Genomic DNA, 16,442 nt, shown 5'->3' with positions numbered 1-16,442 from the left:
GTTTACCCGTTTTCCCGGTTGTTGTATCCTTCACCTGATGATGTCTTTCTGAAAACGAGTTGAAGCGAACTTTCTATACAAGTGGTGGCTTGCTGTTACAAACCGAATGAATCTGTTTAGCATACTTGCTAACCGTTGATGCCGATATCCCATACCGCTCAGCAATGCTTTGATAGGTAACGGGCCGACTGTGATTCTTCGCTGCCAAATATTCAAGTCCTGCAGCCCAACCCTCAATCTGCTTCGTACCTGGAACCTCCGGATGTACCCGGGATACATAATCCGTCCAGAGCCGTTCCATCTCTTGCTGCAACTCAGCCTTTGCTTCAGACATCTGTAACGCACGATCAACAACAGCCTGCCAATGGGAGGTTGAACCAGTGTCCGATTGCTCCGAAGTGGATGGAACCTTCCCAATAGACTTCAAGGCTACAGGAGAAAAAGGACGAACGACCTGAGAATTCCGATCCTCATGTTCAGCCGATTTCAATCCGTTCAGCACACCTTGTGCTGCCTCAAGCAAATCTGGTTCTTCTCGTGGCTCTTCAATGAAAGATTGAAGTGCCTGCTGTACCTCATAATCGCCGATCATTCCAAGCGCATGAATAACCTGCAGCTTCGTTGCCCGATCACCATGACGCAAAGCCCAGAAGAACGATGAACGAATCAGTGGATCATTCTTCATTTCTTCAGGTATGCCGCTACCATAGTTCTCCCACTGTCTGAACTGCTCATCAAATGGCAGATGATAGTGATAACTCAGCTTCTCAGGCTCTTGCTCGCCTTGCCGTACAGCCTCAAGACCTGACAGATAGTATCGAGATACTTCCGAACCCGGATCAAGCTTGGACACATGATGCCATAAACGCTCAGCGGCGTCATAACGCTCTGTATTATAAGCTGCTACTGCTGCATAGTGAGCAAGTGCCGGATCACCAGCCGTCTCTTCATCCTTGAGCAAACGCCGGAAATGAACATAGGCCGTATCGTGCTGACCCAGAATTCCCATCGTTGTAGCCAGTTTGTAGACTTGTTCGTGCTGGAATGGCACGATGACACGCAATTTTTTGATCAAAAGCAGAACTTGATCAGCCCGGTTCTCATTTTGATGGAAAATGGCCAAATTACAGAGTGCATGCAGATTACCTGGTTCCTGTTCAAGCACTTCAGCAATGGTCTCTTTTGCTTTGGGAAACAGCCCCATATAATAATAGGCGAGTGCCAGATTGTTACGGGCAGCCAAGTAATCAGGATAATCAGAAGACATGCCTTCGAGCAATTCAGCAGCCTGTGCAAATTTTCCTTCTTCCAGCAGTTCCCGTGCCTGATCGTGCTCCACTACACCTTTGCGTGATTTGATTCGATTCAGTTTGGTCGGACGATCCAGCTCATAGTACAGAAGCTCCATCATCTCTTCGGCTTCCGTCATGAACTGACCTTGGGTGTCCTCCTCCAGATAGGTAACAAGTGCTTGCTCGGCTTCCTCAAACCGATCCATATTTGCATAATTGTTCGCCATATAGAAATAACATTCCGTCATCGACGGATCTACCACTTCCAGCACGTTAGCCAGAATGGCATTGGAGGCTTCGTAATCCCCCTTCTCCGATAATATACCCGCCATATTACAATGATTTACCGGATTTTCCGGTTCGTATTCAACAGCTTTGCGAAAATATTTTAATGCCTTGTCGACATGATTTCGGTCCAGCGAGCGGACAGCTCTTTCAAAGAAGAAAGAAGCATCCAAGTGAATCGGTATAATATTGGCAAGGTGTCCCTCAGCCCGCACTAGCTTGCCCTTCATCTTCCAAGGCACCTCCTCTTTGCATTTCATTCATACTCTTCAGTATACCACATCTTAAGGCCCACTTCTCAATATGTAGTTTCATGTCGTTTATGAAAAAAATGCAAAGGAAGATGATATTCCATTTTGCGGAAACCTATCACCTTGGAGCGTTGTTTATTCAAAGGAAACCCATCTTTTCCTAGAGACTCCTGCACTCGCTTGCCAAGGATCTATTTGCAGTATTACATTAGTCCCTTCTTATCACTTACGGGACGTCTAACTGGATTCGGTCCGGTTATAATAATACGAGTGTAGTACATGGTATTATTATCCTTATCGTCCTTTTTAGTGGTTTATCTCCATTAAAAATCAAACAACGTATATTAGCTCTGACCGTCAGCCTCTTTTTCGCGTATGTAATTAAAAATAAAGACACATCATTATTATTTTAAGGAGATGTTATATTGACGATCTCGAAGATAAAACCAATTGTATTCATCTTAATCTGCTTGTTTGCTTTGAATGGATGTTCAAAAGATATAGAAAACATAGAAAATAAGTTCACATTAGAGGATGTGCTGAGAGCGCTCGAGTCTCAAGAACTGGATTTAGTGTCCTTTGGTATAACCGGGTATCCTTTGAAATTAAATGATGTTGTACCTGAGGTGTACTCCGTTGAAGTACCCGTGGAAGATGAACCCTATAGCCCTGAGTTTATACATTTTTATATTTTCAATTCTGAAAAGGATCGCATCAACGAGACAAAAGAATTCAATAGACATATGGAAAGCGCCCAATTCACAACATTCCCTTTTCTATATGAGAAAGGAAATGTTCTTGTCGTTTACTGGAGCAAAACCAAAGATGATCCTCTGTTCACTAAACGAATCGAAACTGCGTTAGAGCAACTGGAATGATAATAGTTCATATATTATTGGACTGATCTGGACAGTGGGAATATCATTTTAGAACGTTAATTGCAGTCATTCGTAAAAAAAGAAGACCGATTCCATAGGCTCGGTCTTCTAACTGTTACGGCTTTAAAGATCCAACAGATTTAAAGCTTTAACCCCATCGAAGGAGAAAGTGAAATTTGAATGGTTTTATCAAACGGCGTCATGAAATTGACCAGCACAACCTTACACTTGTCCGGCAGTTTTGCCTCACGTACCGTTGCCGCCAGATGTCCCATCTCTCCCCCGGTGATCTCCAACCAGTCTTCTCCGCAGGTATAGCGTAACGAGCCGCCTTTCCACAAATAGTGACCCTCACTCGTTTCAATCGCGTCCTCACAGGTCAGCTCACCTTCGCTTCCGAATACAAAGGATAACTGCATCATAATGTCCTCCGGTTCCTGTCCAGATAGATGCATGCTCCATCCGTTTTCCGTTGGCTGTAATTCTGCTCCTACACGGAATGTCTGCTCATGAGTAAGCTGACGACTCTGATGAGGTAACAAGTACCATGGACTGATGGCTGTTGCAGCCGATTCTGGCAGCATGTTTGCAGGGATTGGGCCGTAGTAACCTTTTTTCTGCTTACCAGTTAATCGATACCCTTCGGACAGCCTCGTCATTTGCTGCATAGGTACATACCCTGGATTAAAGTAAGATGCCAGTTGCACAGCCAGCAGGCGCACCTTGCCATGACGAAGAGCGAAGAAAGAAGGAACTTCTGTCATCACAGTCACACTAGTGGCGCCATCCCGAATTCGGGCTACCGGAGCACCAAAATCCGTATGCATCCGACTGTGCGAGATACGTCCGTGATGCCCTACTGAGTCCATCTTTTTCAAATATTCGCCCCGTACAAAATGTTCATTCAGCATGACCTCATACTGTTCCGGTAATGCATCACGTGTATTATTCGTCTGCTGAAGCCCCGGCTCAAGCATTAATCGAATGAGTGTATTCACCGAACATACTCCCGGATCGGTCAATGTATCTCCAGCCCAGGCTGCCATACCGGCAAAGAGTGGGTCACCGTCCAGCCGAGCCAAAATGGCATAAGGCAGATAGTAAGGTGACAGATCATGAACACTGCCCAGATCCTGTCGCCCTGAATAATCCGTAACGATTTCACCCGTTGGATGGACCAGATACACCATCATACGAAGATTTAGACGGACCGGCTCTAGCAACTCTGGACGCTTGAGCAGACGTGCCGCATGAATGAGCATAATGTCGCTTACCGCATTATAGATTCCGTTGCTTCGTTCGGTCCACTCCCCATCGGGTGTAATATCCATGCCTTCTGCCAGCCACTGCTCTGCGCGCTGCACAGCTTCCTCCACACCAAAAATTTCATGCAAGAAACCAAGCGCCGCGCATAACACCCAGCGATGATTAGGCGTATGACAACCTCCTGTTAGCATGGTTGGGATTGTACGTTCCAAGAATAGCCTCATATTGTTCAATACGGGTTGAAGCGGCTCCCATTCTTGCTGCTGAAGAAGCTGATACAACTGTGAATACCCTACAACGACAAATGCAGTATCCGGAGGGGAATGGTAATTGGTCCAGCCAGGCGATATTGAACCGTCTTCATGCTGGAAGCGGAGTACAAATTCCGTAGCTAACAGTAGTCGATTTAACAACGATTCATCCCGGTAATAGATAGAGTCCGGATTGGAGATTGCAGCTCCCCAGTAACACATATCCGTGGGCGTTCCAGTCGTATGGTTGACCCAGGCAACACCTGTGAAGGGATCAATTGTCCCTCCATAGTAACGGCTTTCCGGGTCAAGCATCTGCCGGGATATGCCTCTTTCTACCGCTCTATCATTACTGTCCACCAGTTGTTTGTACATGTGCAGTCCCCTCCATACCAATGCATTCTCCCGATGTGCAGAGTATGTTGCTTCAGTGCCTTCAATTCAGACCGGAAGCCTACTCATACCGCCCGTAGGTGAGTTCATTTTTCTCGTCAGTATATATCATATTTCTACATAAGTCGCTAGAAAATCTGCGCTTGTTTTACTACATTATTTATGGGTCACTGTCACTGAGAAAACAGTCGTTAAACACATGCTGTGAACATGCAAACTGTTTCCCACATCACCGCGCCTACTCTGTCACTCCAAGCTTCTTCATAAGCAAGTCATGACTCTCATGGATCTCTTCTGCCTTACATGCAGACTTCAACTCATATACCTTCACCTGTGCGCGGCGAATCATCGGCAGATAGGCATCATAGAAGTTCATATCCTTACTGTGTACATACGGGCACCAGTGGTCAGAGAGACCAAGTGTCTCATGGATATGGACCCCTACGATATCATCCATCAGGCCTTGCATTTCTCCCACACTGTCATAAAGGCCCATTCGGTCCATCATGATGGCATGACCTGTATCGTACCAGATACCAACCGGAGCTCCTTTGAGAGCTGCGATGATAGTCTTGGCTTCGGCAAGGGTAGGAATCTGTTGTGGTCTCGATCTTGTCTCGATGCCAAAACGAACATCCAGACCTTTAGCTGCCGCCCGATTGCATACCTCATCCAGACTGGCGATAATTTTCTCCACATACCCTGAACTGAGGGCTTCCCGCCGCTCCATCAATTCAGCCCATTTGCTGCGATACTTCGGTGAGTCCGGACCTTCCTCGTTATAGATCTTTCCAAGGTCTTTGCTGATATCTTGAGGAAAAGGCACCTCTCCGGGGTGCACAACAACAGCTTCTCCCCCATAACGCTGGGCATATTCAGCCGACTCTACCAATAATTCGATCGCCCGTTTGCGTTTCACTTCATCTTCGAAGCCGAGCAGGATGGAATCCGTTCCATAATCGGGATCAGGGTCATGAGGGAATGTATTGTGCACACTGGACACCCCGATCTCCCCGCGCTCGATCATCGGCTCAATCGTTTTGAGCATTTCTTTCGTTACATTGTAATTTAGCTCCACCCGACGAAAGTCTAGATCCGCAATCTCCCGAATCATAGCTTCCCCGACATCATGTTTTCGGATATTCCAGCATGTGGAGAATGAGTATTCTCCCTTATCTCTTCCCTGCATATTACGCTCCTTCTCCTCCCCAATTGTGATGTTTAGCGTGTATAGGGACTACGAAATTACCCTTTAACCGCTCCCAGCATCGCACCGCTGACGAAGTACTTTTGCAACCATGGATATACTAGTAGGATAGGTACCGTTGCGAACACGACCGTTGCAGCCTTAAGACTCTCTGGAGTTAATCTTGTTCGGCTTGCACCTTCAAGCAATGTAAGCTCACTTATCATGTTGTTCTGTACCATTTGATAGAGCTTCAGTTGCAATGGATATAACTTCGGATCAGTGATGTACATCAGGGAATCCTGGAAGCCATTCCAGCGTCCAACCGCATAGAACAGAGAGAGTGTAGCAATTACTGGCATAGATAGCGGCAAAATGATTTTAAAGAGCGTATGCACATGCGAACTTCCATCAATCTCAGCGGATTCTTCCAGACTTTCTGGAATGCCACGGAAAAAGGAGATCAGGATAATCAAGTTAAACGGACTCACTAATCCTGGTAGAATCAAAGCCCAAACGGAATTCAGCAAATGTAGGTCACGAATCAGCAAATATTCGGGAATAATCCCTCCGCTGAAGAACATGGTGATGATGATGACGTACATAAACATTTTACGACCTTTTAATTTTTTCTTCGTGAGCGGGTACGCTGCAGCAATGGTAAACAACATGCACAGCGCTGTCGTAGCTATCGTAAGAACCGTGGTGAAGCCTAGTGAATAGATCATGGAATGATCCGAAAATACTTGCCCATATGCATCCCAGTTAAATTCCTTGGGGAAGATGGTTACTTCACCTGATGTAATGGCCCGGTTTGAACTTAACGATATCGCAATCGTGTGCAGAAACGGAGCAAGACAGAATATAACAAACAAGGTGATAAAGGAGACATTGACAATATCAAAAATCCGGTTCGAGGTGCGGTCACTCATCTGCGCACAACTCCTTTACTGATGGTCTATACGTTCAACAAACCAAATGTAACAAATTTTATTATTTTCCTAAAATTATAATATTCCTTCACCAGTTGTTTTCTTCGAGATATAGTTTGAGCCGAGTACAAAGATCAATCCGACAACAGCCTGGAATAAGCCGACAACCGTTGCAAGTGTATACTGTCCAGACTGTATACCCATTCTGTATACAAAGGTACTGAGTACATCGGAATATTCACGAACAGCCGTATTACCAATAACATAAGGCCGGTCAAAACCGATGCTGACCATATTTCCGAGATTAAGGATAAGCAAGGTTACAATGGTTGGTTTAATACTTGGCAGTGTAATATGCCAGATTCTCTTCAGCCGCGTTGCACCATCAATTTCAGCTGCCTCGAACAATTCCTTGTTAACGCCGGTTAATGCAGCCAGATATAGAATGGTTCCCCACCCAGCACTTTGCCACACACCTGTGAACAGGTAAGTAACAAGCCAAGGGTTTTTCTCTGTCAAAAACGGAATTGAATTTAGGCCCATACTTTCCAGAATACCGTTAACCATACCGGATTGATTACCAAACAATTGGTATACAATTCCCCCGATGATAACCCAGGAGATAAAGTGAGGAATGTACAAAATGGTCTGTGAAATTTTCTTAAACCATTTAAACCTTACCTCATAGAGCATAATGGCCAGAATGATTGGAGCAGGGAATGAAACGATCAGATCAAGAAAATTCAGCATAAATGTGTTACGTAGCGTAGTGTAGAAGTCCGGCATTGCAAATACCTCACGAAAAGCATCGAAGCCGATCCATTCACTACCGTTAATACCTTGAAACAGGTTAAAATCTTTAAAAGCGATCTGCACACCGTACATTGGTCCGTATCGGAAAATGATAAAATAAATAAGGGGCAGTGAAATTAACGCATACAGTTGCCAGTATCTCTTCAAGTATGTGGTCATGTCTCTCTCTCCTCCTCACAAACGAAGAAACGCTATGCCGCCGCCCGAGAGGCGGCACAGGCTTCATCGAAACACTTCAATTTACACACATTTTGTTCAAACTTATTGTTCAGCAGCTTCCAATTCTTTTTTCAGCTCTGTTCCACCCAAGGACATGTAGTCAGCCATTTCTTTTTCAAATACAGCATCGAATTCTTCAGGTTTTGCCATCGCTGTTTTTACGATAATAACGTCCAATTTGTCTGTCAGTGCTGTGCTATACTTCATCTCTGTCTGAATTGGCTTGCTGAAAACAATTGGCCCAACCGTATCTGTGTTTGCAACTTCAAGTGCTTTTTTCAAAATTTCCTGATTCGCTGGAGGGAATCCCATGATCCAAGCTTTTTCATTTTGTGCTTGATCACCAAGGTTTTTACCGTTCGAAATAATCGCGGTATCTCCTGCATTGAACAGACGATCTTTTGCTTCTTGAGTAGCGTCTGCTTTAGCAACCGGAATGCCGTCTACCAGATCATAGTTCTCGCCTTCCACGCCATCATAAATGGCAGTGAGGTTTTTATCGGAAGCCATCCAATCCAGATATTTAATTGCTTCTGCGGCACGTTCGCTGCTCTTCGGAATCATGATGTACATACCATTCGAACCATAACGGGACTTGATATGTTTTCCATCAGCATTCGCATTGGTGTATGCATCGAGCGGAGCCAAGTTGCTGTCTGGTTTGTTTGTTTTCAACAGATCATAAGATCCATCTGGCCAGAAAATAGAGTCCACATCTTCAGAGAAGAAACCAGTATTTCCATTTGCAACGTCTTTGTTTAACTGGGTTTTATCCTTATCCAAGCTGAAATCCTTACTGATCAATCCTTCGTTGTATAGCTTGTTCAAGAACTGCATAGATTCTTTGAATCCTTCATGCAAAGGCAGTTCATAGCGTTGAGCATAAGTCTTATCACCAGCGATCGGCTTAATGAAAGAATAGATGAGTGGTTCATAGGAAGCTGGTGCAAGCGCAAAACCCATAGGAATGTTTTGACTTCCCACATTGCCAGGATCTTTTTCTTTAAAAGCTTTCAATGTGTTATACAACTCATCTGTTGTTTGAGGTGCTGGCATTCCCAGCTTATCTAACCAATCTTGACGAATGAAGGAGCTGTACCGCGCTGTAATCGCACGTTTACCCGGTATAGCAAACTGCTGTCCCTCCACTTGACCAAACTTTAATGTATCTTCACCCAAAAACTTTTTCAGATTCGGTCCATACTGATTAACCAGATCACCTACATCTGTCAACCCGCCTTGTTGTGCATAGCGGTAAAACACGCTGGAGTCATAAACGAAGACAATATCCGGAACGTCCGAAGCACTAGCCATCAGGACATTCAGCTTGGTTACTTCCTCAGAACGTTGAACAGGTACGAACTGTACGTCAATGTTGTTCGGATCACCAAAGTTCTTTTGAATCATTTGAGAGATAAAGTTATTTGAGATCGTGTACTGAGAAGGTGTTTTACCACGGTCGAAAAGCTCCACCTTTAATGTGACGCGTTTTCCATCACCGGATGCTCCGCCTTCTGCTGATTTGTTATCTGCAGATGAGCACCCCGCAAGTAGTGAGACGCCCATTACTGCTGTAAGCGCCAAACCCATCAACTTCTTTAGACTCCCTTTTCTTGTCATTCCGTTCATCCCCTTTGGCTTTGCGTGAATGTTTTTGAAGCTTGCTCTGAGTATTCCACATCTCTCGTCTTTCTTACAACAAACTAGTTTCGTAAGCGTTTACATACGGATTATGGTTTATACATCATGATTATTTTCGCAGACTGACTATTTTCTAAACCCTTGCTGCTAAAGGCTTTAGTGCTAGTTTGCCCCCTCTGACACCAGAACACTCTGCTCATATTCGGATAAACCATTTTCACATACTGCTTATATTCGTAAATAGAAAAGAGTGGGAATATCCTTGTATCCTCGCACACAAGCAGTTACTTCCCTTTCAGTTTATAACTGAATAATACAAAACAGGGTGAATTCAAGACTGTCCGCTCTCTCAGTGAAGAGCCACTGCCTAAAACTCACCCTGTATTTCCTTAAGCCATGCACATCTATATTTTTGTCATTCTTCGAGATCAAGGTGGTCACGTTTCAAACGACGATAATCCCCTGGTGTAATACCCATCACTCGCTTAAACACACGGCCTAAAGTAATCCCGTTCGCGTATCCTACTTTCAAAGCAATGTCCTGCAAGGAATGATCCGTTTTTAACAGAAGCTGTTCGGCCTCCTTCATGCGAAGCTCTGTAACAAAATCAACAAACTTCATGTTGAATTCGGTCTTAAACAAATAACTCGCATGTTTGCCCGTAATCTGAAATCGATCACTCAGATGTTTCAATGAAAGATCTGGATTAGCAAACTGTTCTTCAATATAGGCTTTCATTTCGTTAACCATTGCTTTGTAACTCTTGGTTTCAGTGACCGCCACATAGGTTCTGAACAGATCCGTCAGATTATCAAACAGAAGGCCTTTGATATCCTCAAGTGTCTCTGCCTCTTCCATCAACTTGAGCCACTTGTTAATATTCTCTTCTGACAGCTCTTCTTGCAGCTTCTCTGACATCATTGCGACTTCTCTACTGAGCATCTGTAACATCGCTTGGATGAGAGAGCGAATCTCGTCATCTGGCAGCTTATTTCGCTCAAATGCTGTGAAAATCTCTTCCAGTTGATCACGCCACTGAACACTCGACATGCGGAAACGTTTAACAAAGTCGGCGATCATCTGCAGGTAAGTGTAGGTATCCAGTAAAGGATGCTGATGCTCTCCGCACTCGGCTTGCCCCACATCACCATTCATCAAGAGCTTGCGTTGCATTACCGTCTCGGCTGCTGCATAGGAATCCCGAATCGATTCTATCCCCTCAGCAATAGGCCCAATGCCAAAGCTAAGGGAAATACGCAGATTCTGTTCCACCCAAGATTGACATTCCTCTACCACAATGCGAATCTGCCCTGACATATCTGAGCTGTTACTGTCACGATTTTCTTTGGACAAAAAAAGTATCGCTATTCGATCCGCGCTGATCCATTCCGCCCAGCACTGTACTCCCGTATTACGTGATAGTTCCTGCAAAACGTTCATCAAAGCAAACTTCAGCGTATTTTGTTCACCTCTCGTGTACCGTTCCTGAAACCCTTTTTCATACTTGTTGATTTCTCCAACAACAACGGCAAAACGCGAAGAGTCATGCACTTCATCAAAAGGAGAAAACTCCTTTAATTGCTCTGAAACTTGATCCATATGTTCCCCAAGCAGCAAAGCATTAAACAGCCTGCTACGTTGTAAAAGTGCGTTCTCTCTGCTCTTCTTATCATAGTCCATCATATGATTGATCAGATTCTCAAGAACACCATCAATCATCTTCATCTCATCGGTCCGAGTTCCTGAGTTTTCCAACACACGGATTTGATGAGCTTCAATCCGGTTCATGATAATCTGAATAGGCTTATAGTTACGACGAGTTATATAGACAATATAAATGACGGCACAGAGAACAGTCAGAATTCCAATTATAATCCACACGTAGGAAACAACCGAAACCCAGCCAAACAAGTTGCCCGCCTTAATTCCACTGGACAGGGTCCAGCCCAATCTGTCTAGCGGTAAATGGTTTAGCTCCTTTCCATTCACTGCCCCTTCATAATCGGAATGGGCATTATACACAATCTTGCCCTCACGATCCGTAATCGTCAGAAAGGAAAGTTGCCCATTAACCATACTATCCACACTTTGCTCAATACTGCTCATCTTGATATTAATGACTAGAGTACCCTCGGAGCCAAAAGGTAAAGGCATGCCCTTATTCACTGTCAGTACCCGGACAGGTTGCTGAAAGTCCACCTCGATTTCCCGGACTGGTTGCCAGCCCGACCCGATTGGCCCGTTAACAATCCGATCAATCCACACCTTATCCGAGAAGCTGTCCGATTCTCTGGAGCCACTTACCGTCAAAACTCTGTCATTTCTCTTGTCGTAGATATAGATGGATTGAATCCATGAAGAAGAACTGGACAGTTCGCGCAAATTCTGTGCAATTGAATAGACCGTGTCCGAGCTGGTCTGGACGGTGTTATTAAAATAAAGCTTGTAAGCTTGTGTGTTCTGTACTGTTTCGGTCACAGATAGCTCAATATCCCGGATCGTACGATCCAGTGTAGACTCCAAGTAACTGGAGGAGATTCGATCTGCCTTTCTGGTCTCTTCCCTAGAGACGTCATTTATAAAAACAAATGCGATAAAAATAAGTATTGTCATGGTAAAAAAGAAAATAGGGAAATACGAGAACAATAACCGGTAGTACCAATTACGAGACAATAGACCCCACTCCTCACTCCACGATGCCAATGTTCTCAGCCGTGGTTCTACTGTTCAGCATCCAACTCACCTTATGATAACGCTATCATAACTGATTTTATGTTATTATAGCACAAGCCTCTGAGCAGCAAAGCAAGAATTAAATTCAAAGAGCCAAAACAAAAAAACCGTGCTGAGCAGAAAACAACTCAGACACGGAACAGTTCATCTGGCAGCACACCGTTATATCCTCGATGCTCTAAATGCCAGAATCCTTAAACAATGTGGCCATGGAGCCACCATCCACAATAATGCGTACGGCGCGAGCCAGCATTGGCGCAACAGGTAACACTTTGAAGCATTCAGGGTGGTCATCTGGCAGTGCGATCGAGTCCGTAACTACCACCTCTTCAATTGACGGGTGATTCAATTTACTTACTGCCCCATCTGAGAACAATCCGTGTGTTGCACATACATATACATTTTTGGACCCGCGTTCCTTCAACCCTTCCACCACATTCAGAATGGTTGTTCCGGTGTCGATCAGATCCTCAATAATAATAGGTGTCCGTCCTTCTACATCACCAATGACATGGGTAATAACCGATTCATTATGGCTTGGACGTTTCTTGATCATAATGGCAAATGGAGAATCCAGACGGTTCGCCAGCTTCTCTGCCATCGATGCTCGTCCCGCATCCGGGGAGACGACAACAGGGTTCTCGATTCCTTTGCTTAACAGATAATCACTAATCAGATCCAGTGATGTCATATGGTCAACCGGAATGTTGAAGAATCCCTGAATGGCCGCTGCGTGCAGGTCGATTGTTACCACTCGATTGGCGCCAGCTGTCGTTAATACATCTGCTACCATCTTGGCCGAGATCGGTTCCCGTGGTGCGGATTTGCGCTCTTGACGAGCATAGCCGTAATACGGAACAATGATGTTCACAGTGCGCGCTGAAGCCCTCTTTGCGGCATCAATCATCACCAACAGCTCGACAAACAGCTCATTGATCGGATGAGACAACGACTGTACCAGAAACACATCACAATTACGGATCGTTTCTTCATAATGAACGTATATTTCTCCGCTCTTGAACCTGGACAGCTTGATCTTGCCCAGTTGTACACCCAGCTTGTCACATACCTGTTCTGCCAGCTTAGGGTTCGATGAACCGGAAAAAATACGTAACGAATGCTGCATAATGCCCTCCCGAGGGTTGAAGTCCCTATATAATCCCTTAGCTAAAAGGTTATTTCCTACCCTCATTATACTCTACTGGCTTATACATTTAAAGGAATGAACGAGCGATGACGGCCTTCAAAAACAGCGACTTCCGTACAGCCCAACTCATGCAAAAGTGCTTCAGCTTCAGGCAGATAATCGCCCAGCTTCATTGGGTCATGTGCATCAGACCCCATGGTTAATGGAATGCCCATGCGAATGGCTTCCGTCAGCATTCTGCGACTAGGGAACATCTCGGCGCAAGGCTTCGATAACCCGGAAGCATTCAGCTCCATGGCGCAGCCACTTTTGGCAATAGCCTGCAACGCTGCGTTCTCCAGTGAGATACGTTCTTCTGTCTGTTCAGCTGAAGGAACATAGCCAAACCGTTTAATGACATCCGTATGGCCCATAATATCGTACAGTCCCGTCGTAGCTGCCTTGCTCACGGCATCATAGTACTGACGATATACTTCAAGGATGTCTTTGCCCTCCCAGTGATGGGTCTGGCGGAAATCCGTAATGTCCCATTCCCCGAGGAAATGAACAGAGCCAATCACATAATCCCATGGATAACGCTCAATGATTGCACGGATCTCTGTTTCCCAGCCTTCAATATAGTCACCTTCCAGACCAACACGTACGTCAATCTGTCCGCGGTAACGTTCTTTCAGGGAGAAACACTCCTCTACGTAACGCGGCAGTTCATCCATAGGCATCGCCATTTCCGGATAATATTGAGCCGGATCGACATGCAATAATGGCATGTGATCGGACAATCCAATCTGGGATAGTCCGATCTCCACACCACGTTGCACGTACTCTTCCAGTTTGCCAACGGCATGTCCACACCGCTCATGGTGTGTGTGATAATCTATACGCACGAAGCTCGCCTCCTAATCGCGGCGAGGCCGTTCATGACGGCGGCTCAGCTCTGACATAATATCGTCCAGCGGCAGCTTGCGCTCTTGTAACAGGACGAGCAGGTGATACATCAGGTCACTGACCTCCAGACGAAGCTCGTCATTATCTTTATTTTTGGCGGCGATGATCGTTTCGGATGCTTCTTCACCGATTTTTTTCAATATTTTGTCTACACCTTTATCAAACAGATACGTTGTATATGCACCCTCAGGGCGTTCACGTTCACGCTCTGCAATAACGGACTCCAGTTCAGCCAAAACCTCGAAGCGGCTTTCGGAATCGGAACTTCCCGAAGCAGATGCATCACTCGCATCATCCGAACCCTTATTCGCCGATTTCTCTGGCAAACCAATGATTTCATTATGGAAACATGTTACCGCACCTGTATGGCAGGCAGGACCGTTCGGTTTGACCTCAACCAACAAGGTATCACCATCACAATCATATTTCAGGGAAGTAATGGTCTGCACGTTACCAGATGTTGCACCTTTGTGCCACAGCTCTTGACGCGAGCGTGACCAGAACCACGTTTCACCGGATTCAAGCGACAACTTCAGAGATTCGCGATTCATATAAGCCATCATTAAGACTTCCCGAGTATCCACATCCTGCACAATGGCAGGAACCAAACCATCACTCCAACGAATGTGTTCCACAACCTGTTCCAAGGACAACTGTTCCTTGATTTCATCGCTCACTTTAGTCACGGATCTCCACCCCTTGTTCTCTCAAATGTTGTTTTAACGCCGGTACGGCGATTTCTTTGTAATGGAAAATCGTTGCGGCCAGCCCTGCGTCCGCTTTGCCTGTGGTAAATACATCATAGAAATGAGATTCCTTGCCCGCACCGCCCGATGCGATGACTGGAATACGCACAGATTCGGATACCGCTGCCGTCAGCTTCAGATCAAAGCCGTCTTTTGTTCCGTCCGCGTCCATACTTGTGAGAAGAATCTCCCCCGCGCCCAAGCTCTCAGCCTGTTTAACCCATTCCAGCGCCTTGATCCCGGAGGGTTTCCGTCCACCATGGGTATAGACTTCCCACTCGCCCCAAGCTTCGTTATACTTGGCATCGATCGCTACCACGATACACTGCGAGCCAAAGCGACGTGCACCATCTGCAATCAACTGCGGATTAAGTACCGCGGCTGTATTCACTGCGATTTTATCCGCTCCCGCACGGAGAATCCGCTTCATGTCCTCTACCTTGGAGATGCCACCACCTACCGTAAAGGGAATAGCGATCTCGCCCGCCGTCTGCCGCACGACTTCTTCCATCGTTTCGCGCCCTTCTACCGAAGCGGAGATATCGAGAAACACCAGTTCGTCTGCGCCCTCGCGGTCATATAGTGCCGCCAGCTCTACCGGATCACCCGCATCGCGGAGATTAACGAAGTTGACGCCTTTGACGACCCGGCCGTCCTTCACGTCCAGACAGGGGATGATTCTTTTTGCCAGCATGCTACCTCTTCCTCTCTATCCGAATATCCCTTACTTATTGACCGCACGTACTGCTTCAGACAGATCGATACTTCCTGTATACAGTGCTTTACCCACAATTGCTCCACCAACACCATCATCCGCGTGGCGACTCAAACGAAGCAGATCATCCATTACACTTACACCGCCGGAAGCAATAACCGTACGTCCGCTCGCCTTGGCAAGAGACACAATCGCTTCCACATTAGGACCCTGCATCATGCCATCACGGGAAATATCCGTAAAGATAAACGTTTCTGCCCCATATGCCGCCAATTCCTTCGCGAGTACCTCTGCCTGTACTTCCGATGTTTCAAGCCATCCGCGAGTTGCCACGTAACCATTACGTGCATCGATACCAATTGCCACTTTGTCCCCGTAACGTCCCAGTACTTCCTCTGTAAAAGCACGATCCTCAATTGCTGCTGTTCCAATGATCAGCCGGCTAACACCCAGACCCAGCAAACGCTCTACATCCGCTACTGTACGAAGTCCGCCGCCCACCTGAACAGGTACGTTTACAGACGACGCAATCCGCCCAATCAGCTCATCGTTAACAGGATGCCCTGCTTTCGCACCATCCAGATCCACCAGATGAACGTATGTACCGCCTTGTTTCTCCCAGGATAAAGCCACTTGAACCGGGTCATCGTTATACACGGTCTCCTGATTATAATCTCCCTGCACCAGTCTTACACATTTGCCGTCCCGGATATCAATCGCCGGATATAGGATAAAAGATGACATACAA

At 45.9% G+C, this 16,442-nt stretch carries 13 protein-coding genes; 1 reads left to right on the top strand and 12 read right to left on the bottom strand.

Translation table 11 applies throughout. From position 1 onward, the window contains the following. Nucleotides 1-73 precede the first annotated feature (73 nt). The gene (locus F0220_RS00835) at nt 74-1,807 is read right to left on the bottom strand and encodes a tetratricopeptide repeat protein (RefSeq protein WP_105602299.1); all 1,734 of its coding nucleotides are present in this window, start codon (nt 1,805-1,807) and stop codon (nt 74-76) included. A gap of 491 nt (nt 1,808-2,298) precedes the next feature. Between F0220_RS00835 and F0220_RS00830 the strand changes: the two genes are divergently transcribed. Beyond that, entirely contained in the window at nt 2,299-2,706 is a 408-nt protein-coding gene (locus tag F0220_RS00830; RefSeq protein ID WP_149846236.1) for a hypothetical protein, read from the top strand. Nucleotides 2,707-2,846: 140 nt separating this feature from the next. Here the strand turns inward: F0220_RS00830 and F0220_RS00825 are convergent, their stop codons facing one another. The 11 genes from F0220_RS00825 to hisA all read right to left on the bottom strand — a co-directional run bounded on the left by F0220_RS00825 (nt 2,847) and on the right by hisA (nt 16,438). Continuing rightward, nucleotides 2,847-4,598 (bottom strand): hypothetical protein, encoded by a 1,752-nt coding sequence (locus tag F0220_RS00825; RefSeq protein WP_105602303.1) that lies wholly within the window; start codon nt 4,596-4,598, stop codon nt 2,847-2,849. 256 nt (nt 4,599-4,854) lie between these two features. Beyond that, nucleotides 4,855-5,805 (bottom strand): sugar phosphate isomerase/epimerase family protein, encoded by a 951-nt coding sequence (locus tag F0220_RS00820; RefSeq protein ID WP_105602304.1) that lies wholly within the window; start codon nt 5,803-5,805, stop codon nt 4,855-4,857. 56 nt (nt 5,806-5,861) lie between these two features. Beyond that, nucleotides 5,862-6,734: a carbohydrate ABC transporter permease gene (locus F0220_RS00815; RefSeq protein ID WP_091012017.1), complete on the bottom strand. Its 873-nt coding sequence runs from the start codon at nt 6,732-6,734 to the stop codon at nt 5,862-5,864. A 75-nt stretch (nt 6,735-6,809) separates the two neighbouring features. Beyond that, nucleotides 6,810-7,706: an ABC transporter permease gene (locus F0220_RS00810; RefSeq protein ID WP_074092961.1), complete on the bottom strand. Its 897-nt coding sequence runs from the start codon at nt 7,704-7,706 to the stop codon at nt 6,810-6,812. Between the two features lie 102 nt (nt 7,707-7,808). After that, nucleotides 7,809-9,395 carry an extracellular solute-binding protein gene (locus F0220_RS00805; protein WP_374954438.1) on the bottom strand — a complete coding sequence of 529 codons (1,587 nt, stop codon included), beginning with the start codon at nt 9,393-9,395 and terminating at the stop codon, nt 7,809-7,811. A gap of 427 nt (nt 9,396-9,822) precedes the next feature. After that, complete coding sequence (locus tag F0220_RS00800; protein ID WP_105602307.1) at nt 9,823-12,081, bottom strand: helix-turn-helix domain-containing protein; 2,259 nt, start codon at nt 12,079-12,081, stop codon at nt 9,823-9,825. A 238-nt stretch (nt 12,082-12,319) separates the two neighbouring features. Then, entirely contained in the window at nt 12,320-13,267 is a 948-nt protein-coding gene (locus F0220_RS00795; protein WP_036616184.1) for a ribose-phosphate diphosphokinase, read from the bottom strand. Nucleotides 13,268-13,347: 80 nt separating this feature from the next. Beyond that, on the bottom strand, nt 13,348-14,172 hold the full coding sequence (gene hisJ / locus F0220_RS00790) for a histidinol-phosphatase HisJ (RefSeq protein ID WP_091012013.1): 825 nt from the start codon (nt 14,170-14,172) through the stop codon (nt 13,348-13,350). A 12-nt stretch (nt 14,173-14,184) separates the two neighbouring features. Further along, nucleotides 14,185-14,919 carry a bifunctional phosphoribosyl-AMP cyclohydrolase/phosphoribosyl-ATP diphosphatase HisIE gene (gene hisIE / locus F0220_RS00785; RefSeq protein ID WP_373419791.1) on the bottom strand — a complete coding sequence of 245 codons (735 nt, stop codon included), beginning with the start codon at nt 14,917-14,919 and terminating at the stop codon, nt 14,185-14,187. Beyond that, nucleotides 14,912-15,673 carry an imidazole glycerol phosphate synthase subunit HisF gene (gene hisF, locus F0220_RS00780; protein WP_017691268.1) on the bottom strand — a complete coding sequence of 254 codons (762 nt, stop codon included), beginning with the start codon at nt 15,671-15,673 and terminating at the stop codon, nt 14,912-14,914. Before hisF ends, hisIE begins: the two co-directional genes overlap by 8 nt. 30 nt (nt 15,674-15,703) lie before the next feature. Then, the gene (gene hisA / locus F0220_RS00775; protein WP_091012008.1) at nt 15,704-16,438 is read right to left on the bottom strand and encodes a 1-(5-phosphoribosyl)-5-[(5-phosphoribosylamino)methylideneamino]imidazole-4-carboxamide isomerase; all 735 of its coding nucleotides are present in this window, start codon (nt 16,436-16,438) and stop codon (nt 15,704-15,706) included. Nucleotides 16,439-16,442 lie beyond the last annotated feature (4 nt).

This window comes from Paenibacillus sp. 37, assembly GCF_008386395.1.
GTDB lineage: Bacteria > Bacillota > Bacilli > Paenibacillales > Paenibacillaceae > Paenibacillus > Paenibacillus amylolyticus_B.
This window is presented reverse-complemented; position numbering and strand designations above follow the sequence as displayed.

Bases quoted from the DNA above. Each gene is read 5' to 3' on its own strand.
- F0220_RS00835 (WP_105602299.1), bottom strand. From the start codon at position 1,807: ATGAAGGGCAAGCTAGTGCGGGCTGAGGGACACCTTGCCAATATTATA.
- F0220_RS00825 (WP_105602303.1), bottom strand. From the start codon at position 4,598: ATGTACAAACAACTGGTGGACAGTAATGATAGAGCGGTAGAAAGAGGC.
- F0220_RS00820 (WP_105602304.1), bottom strand. From the start codon at position 5,805: ATGCAGGGAAGAGATAAGGGAGAATACTCATTCTCCACATGCTGGAAT.
- F0220_RS00815 (WP_091012017.1), bottom strand. From the start codon at position 6,734: ATGAGTGACCGCACCTCGAACCGGATTTTTGATATTGTCAATGTCTCC.
- F0220_RS00810 (WP_074092961.1), bottom strand. From the start codon at position 7,706: ATGACCACATACTTGAAGAGATACTGGCAACTGTATGCGTTAATTTCA.
- F0220_RS00805 (WP_374954438.1), bottom strand. From the start codon at position 9,395: ATGAACGGAATGACAAGAAAAGGGAGTCTAAAGAAGTTGATGGGTTTG.
- F0220_RS00795 (WP_036616184.1), bottom strand. From the start codon at position 13,267: ATGCAGCATTCGTTACGTATTTTTTCCGGTTCATCGAACCCTAAGCTG.
- hisF (WP_017691268.1), bottom strand. From the start codon at position 15,673: ATGCTGGCAAAAAGAATCATCCCCTGTCTGGACGTGAAGGACGGCCGG.
- hisA (WP_091012008.1), bottom strand. From the start codon at position 16,438: ATGTCATCTTTTATCCTATATCCGGCGATTGATATCCGGGACGGCAAA.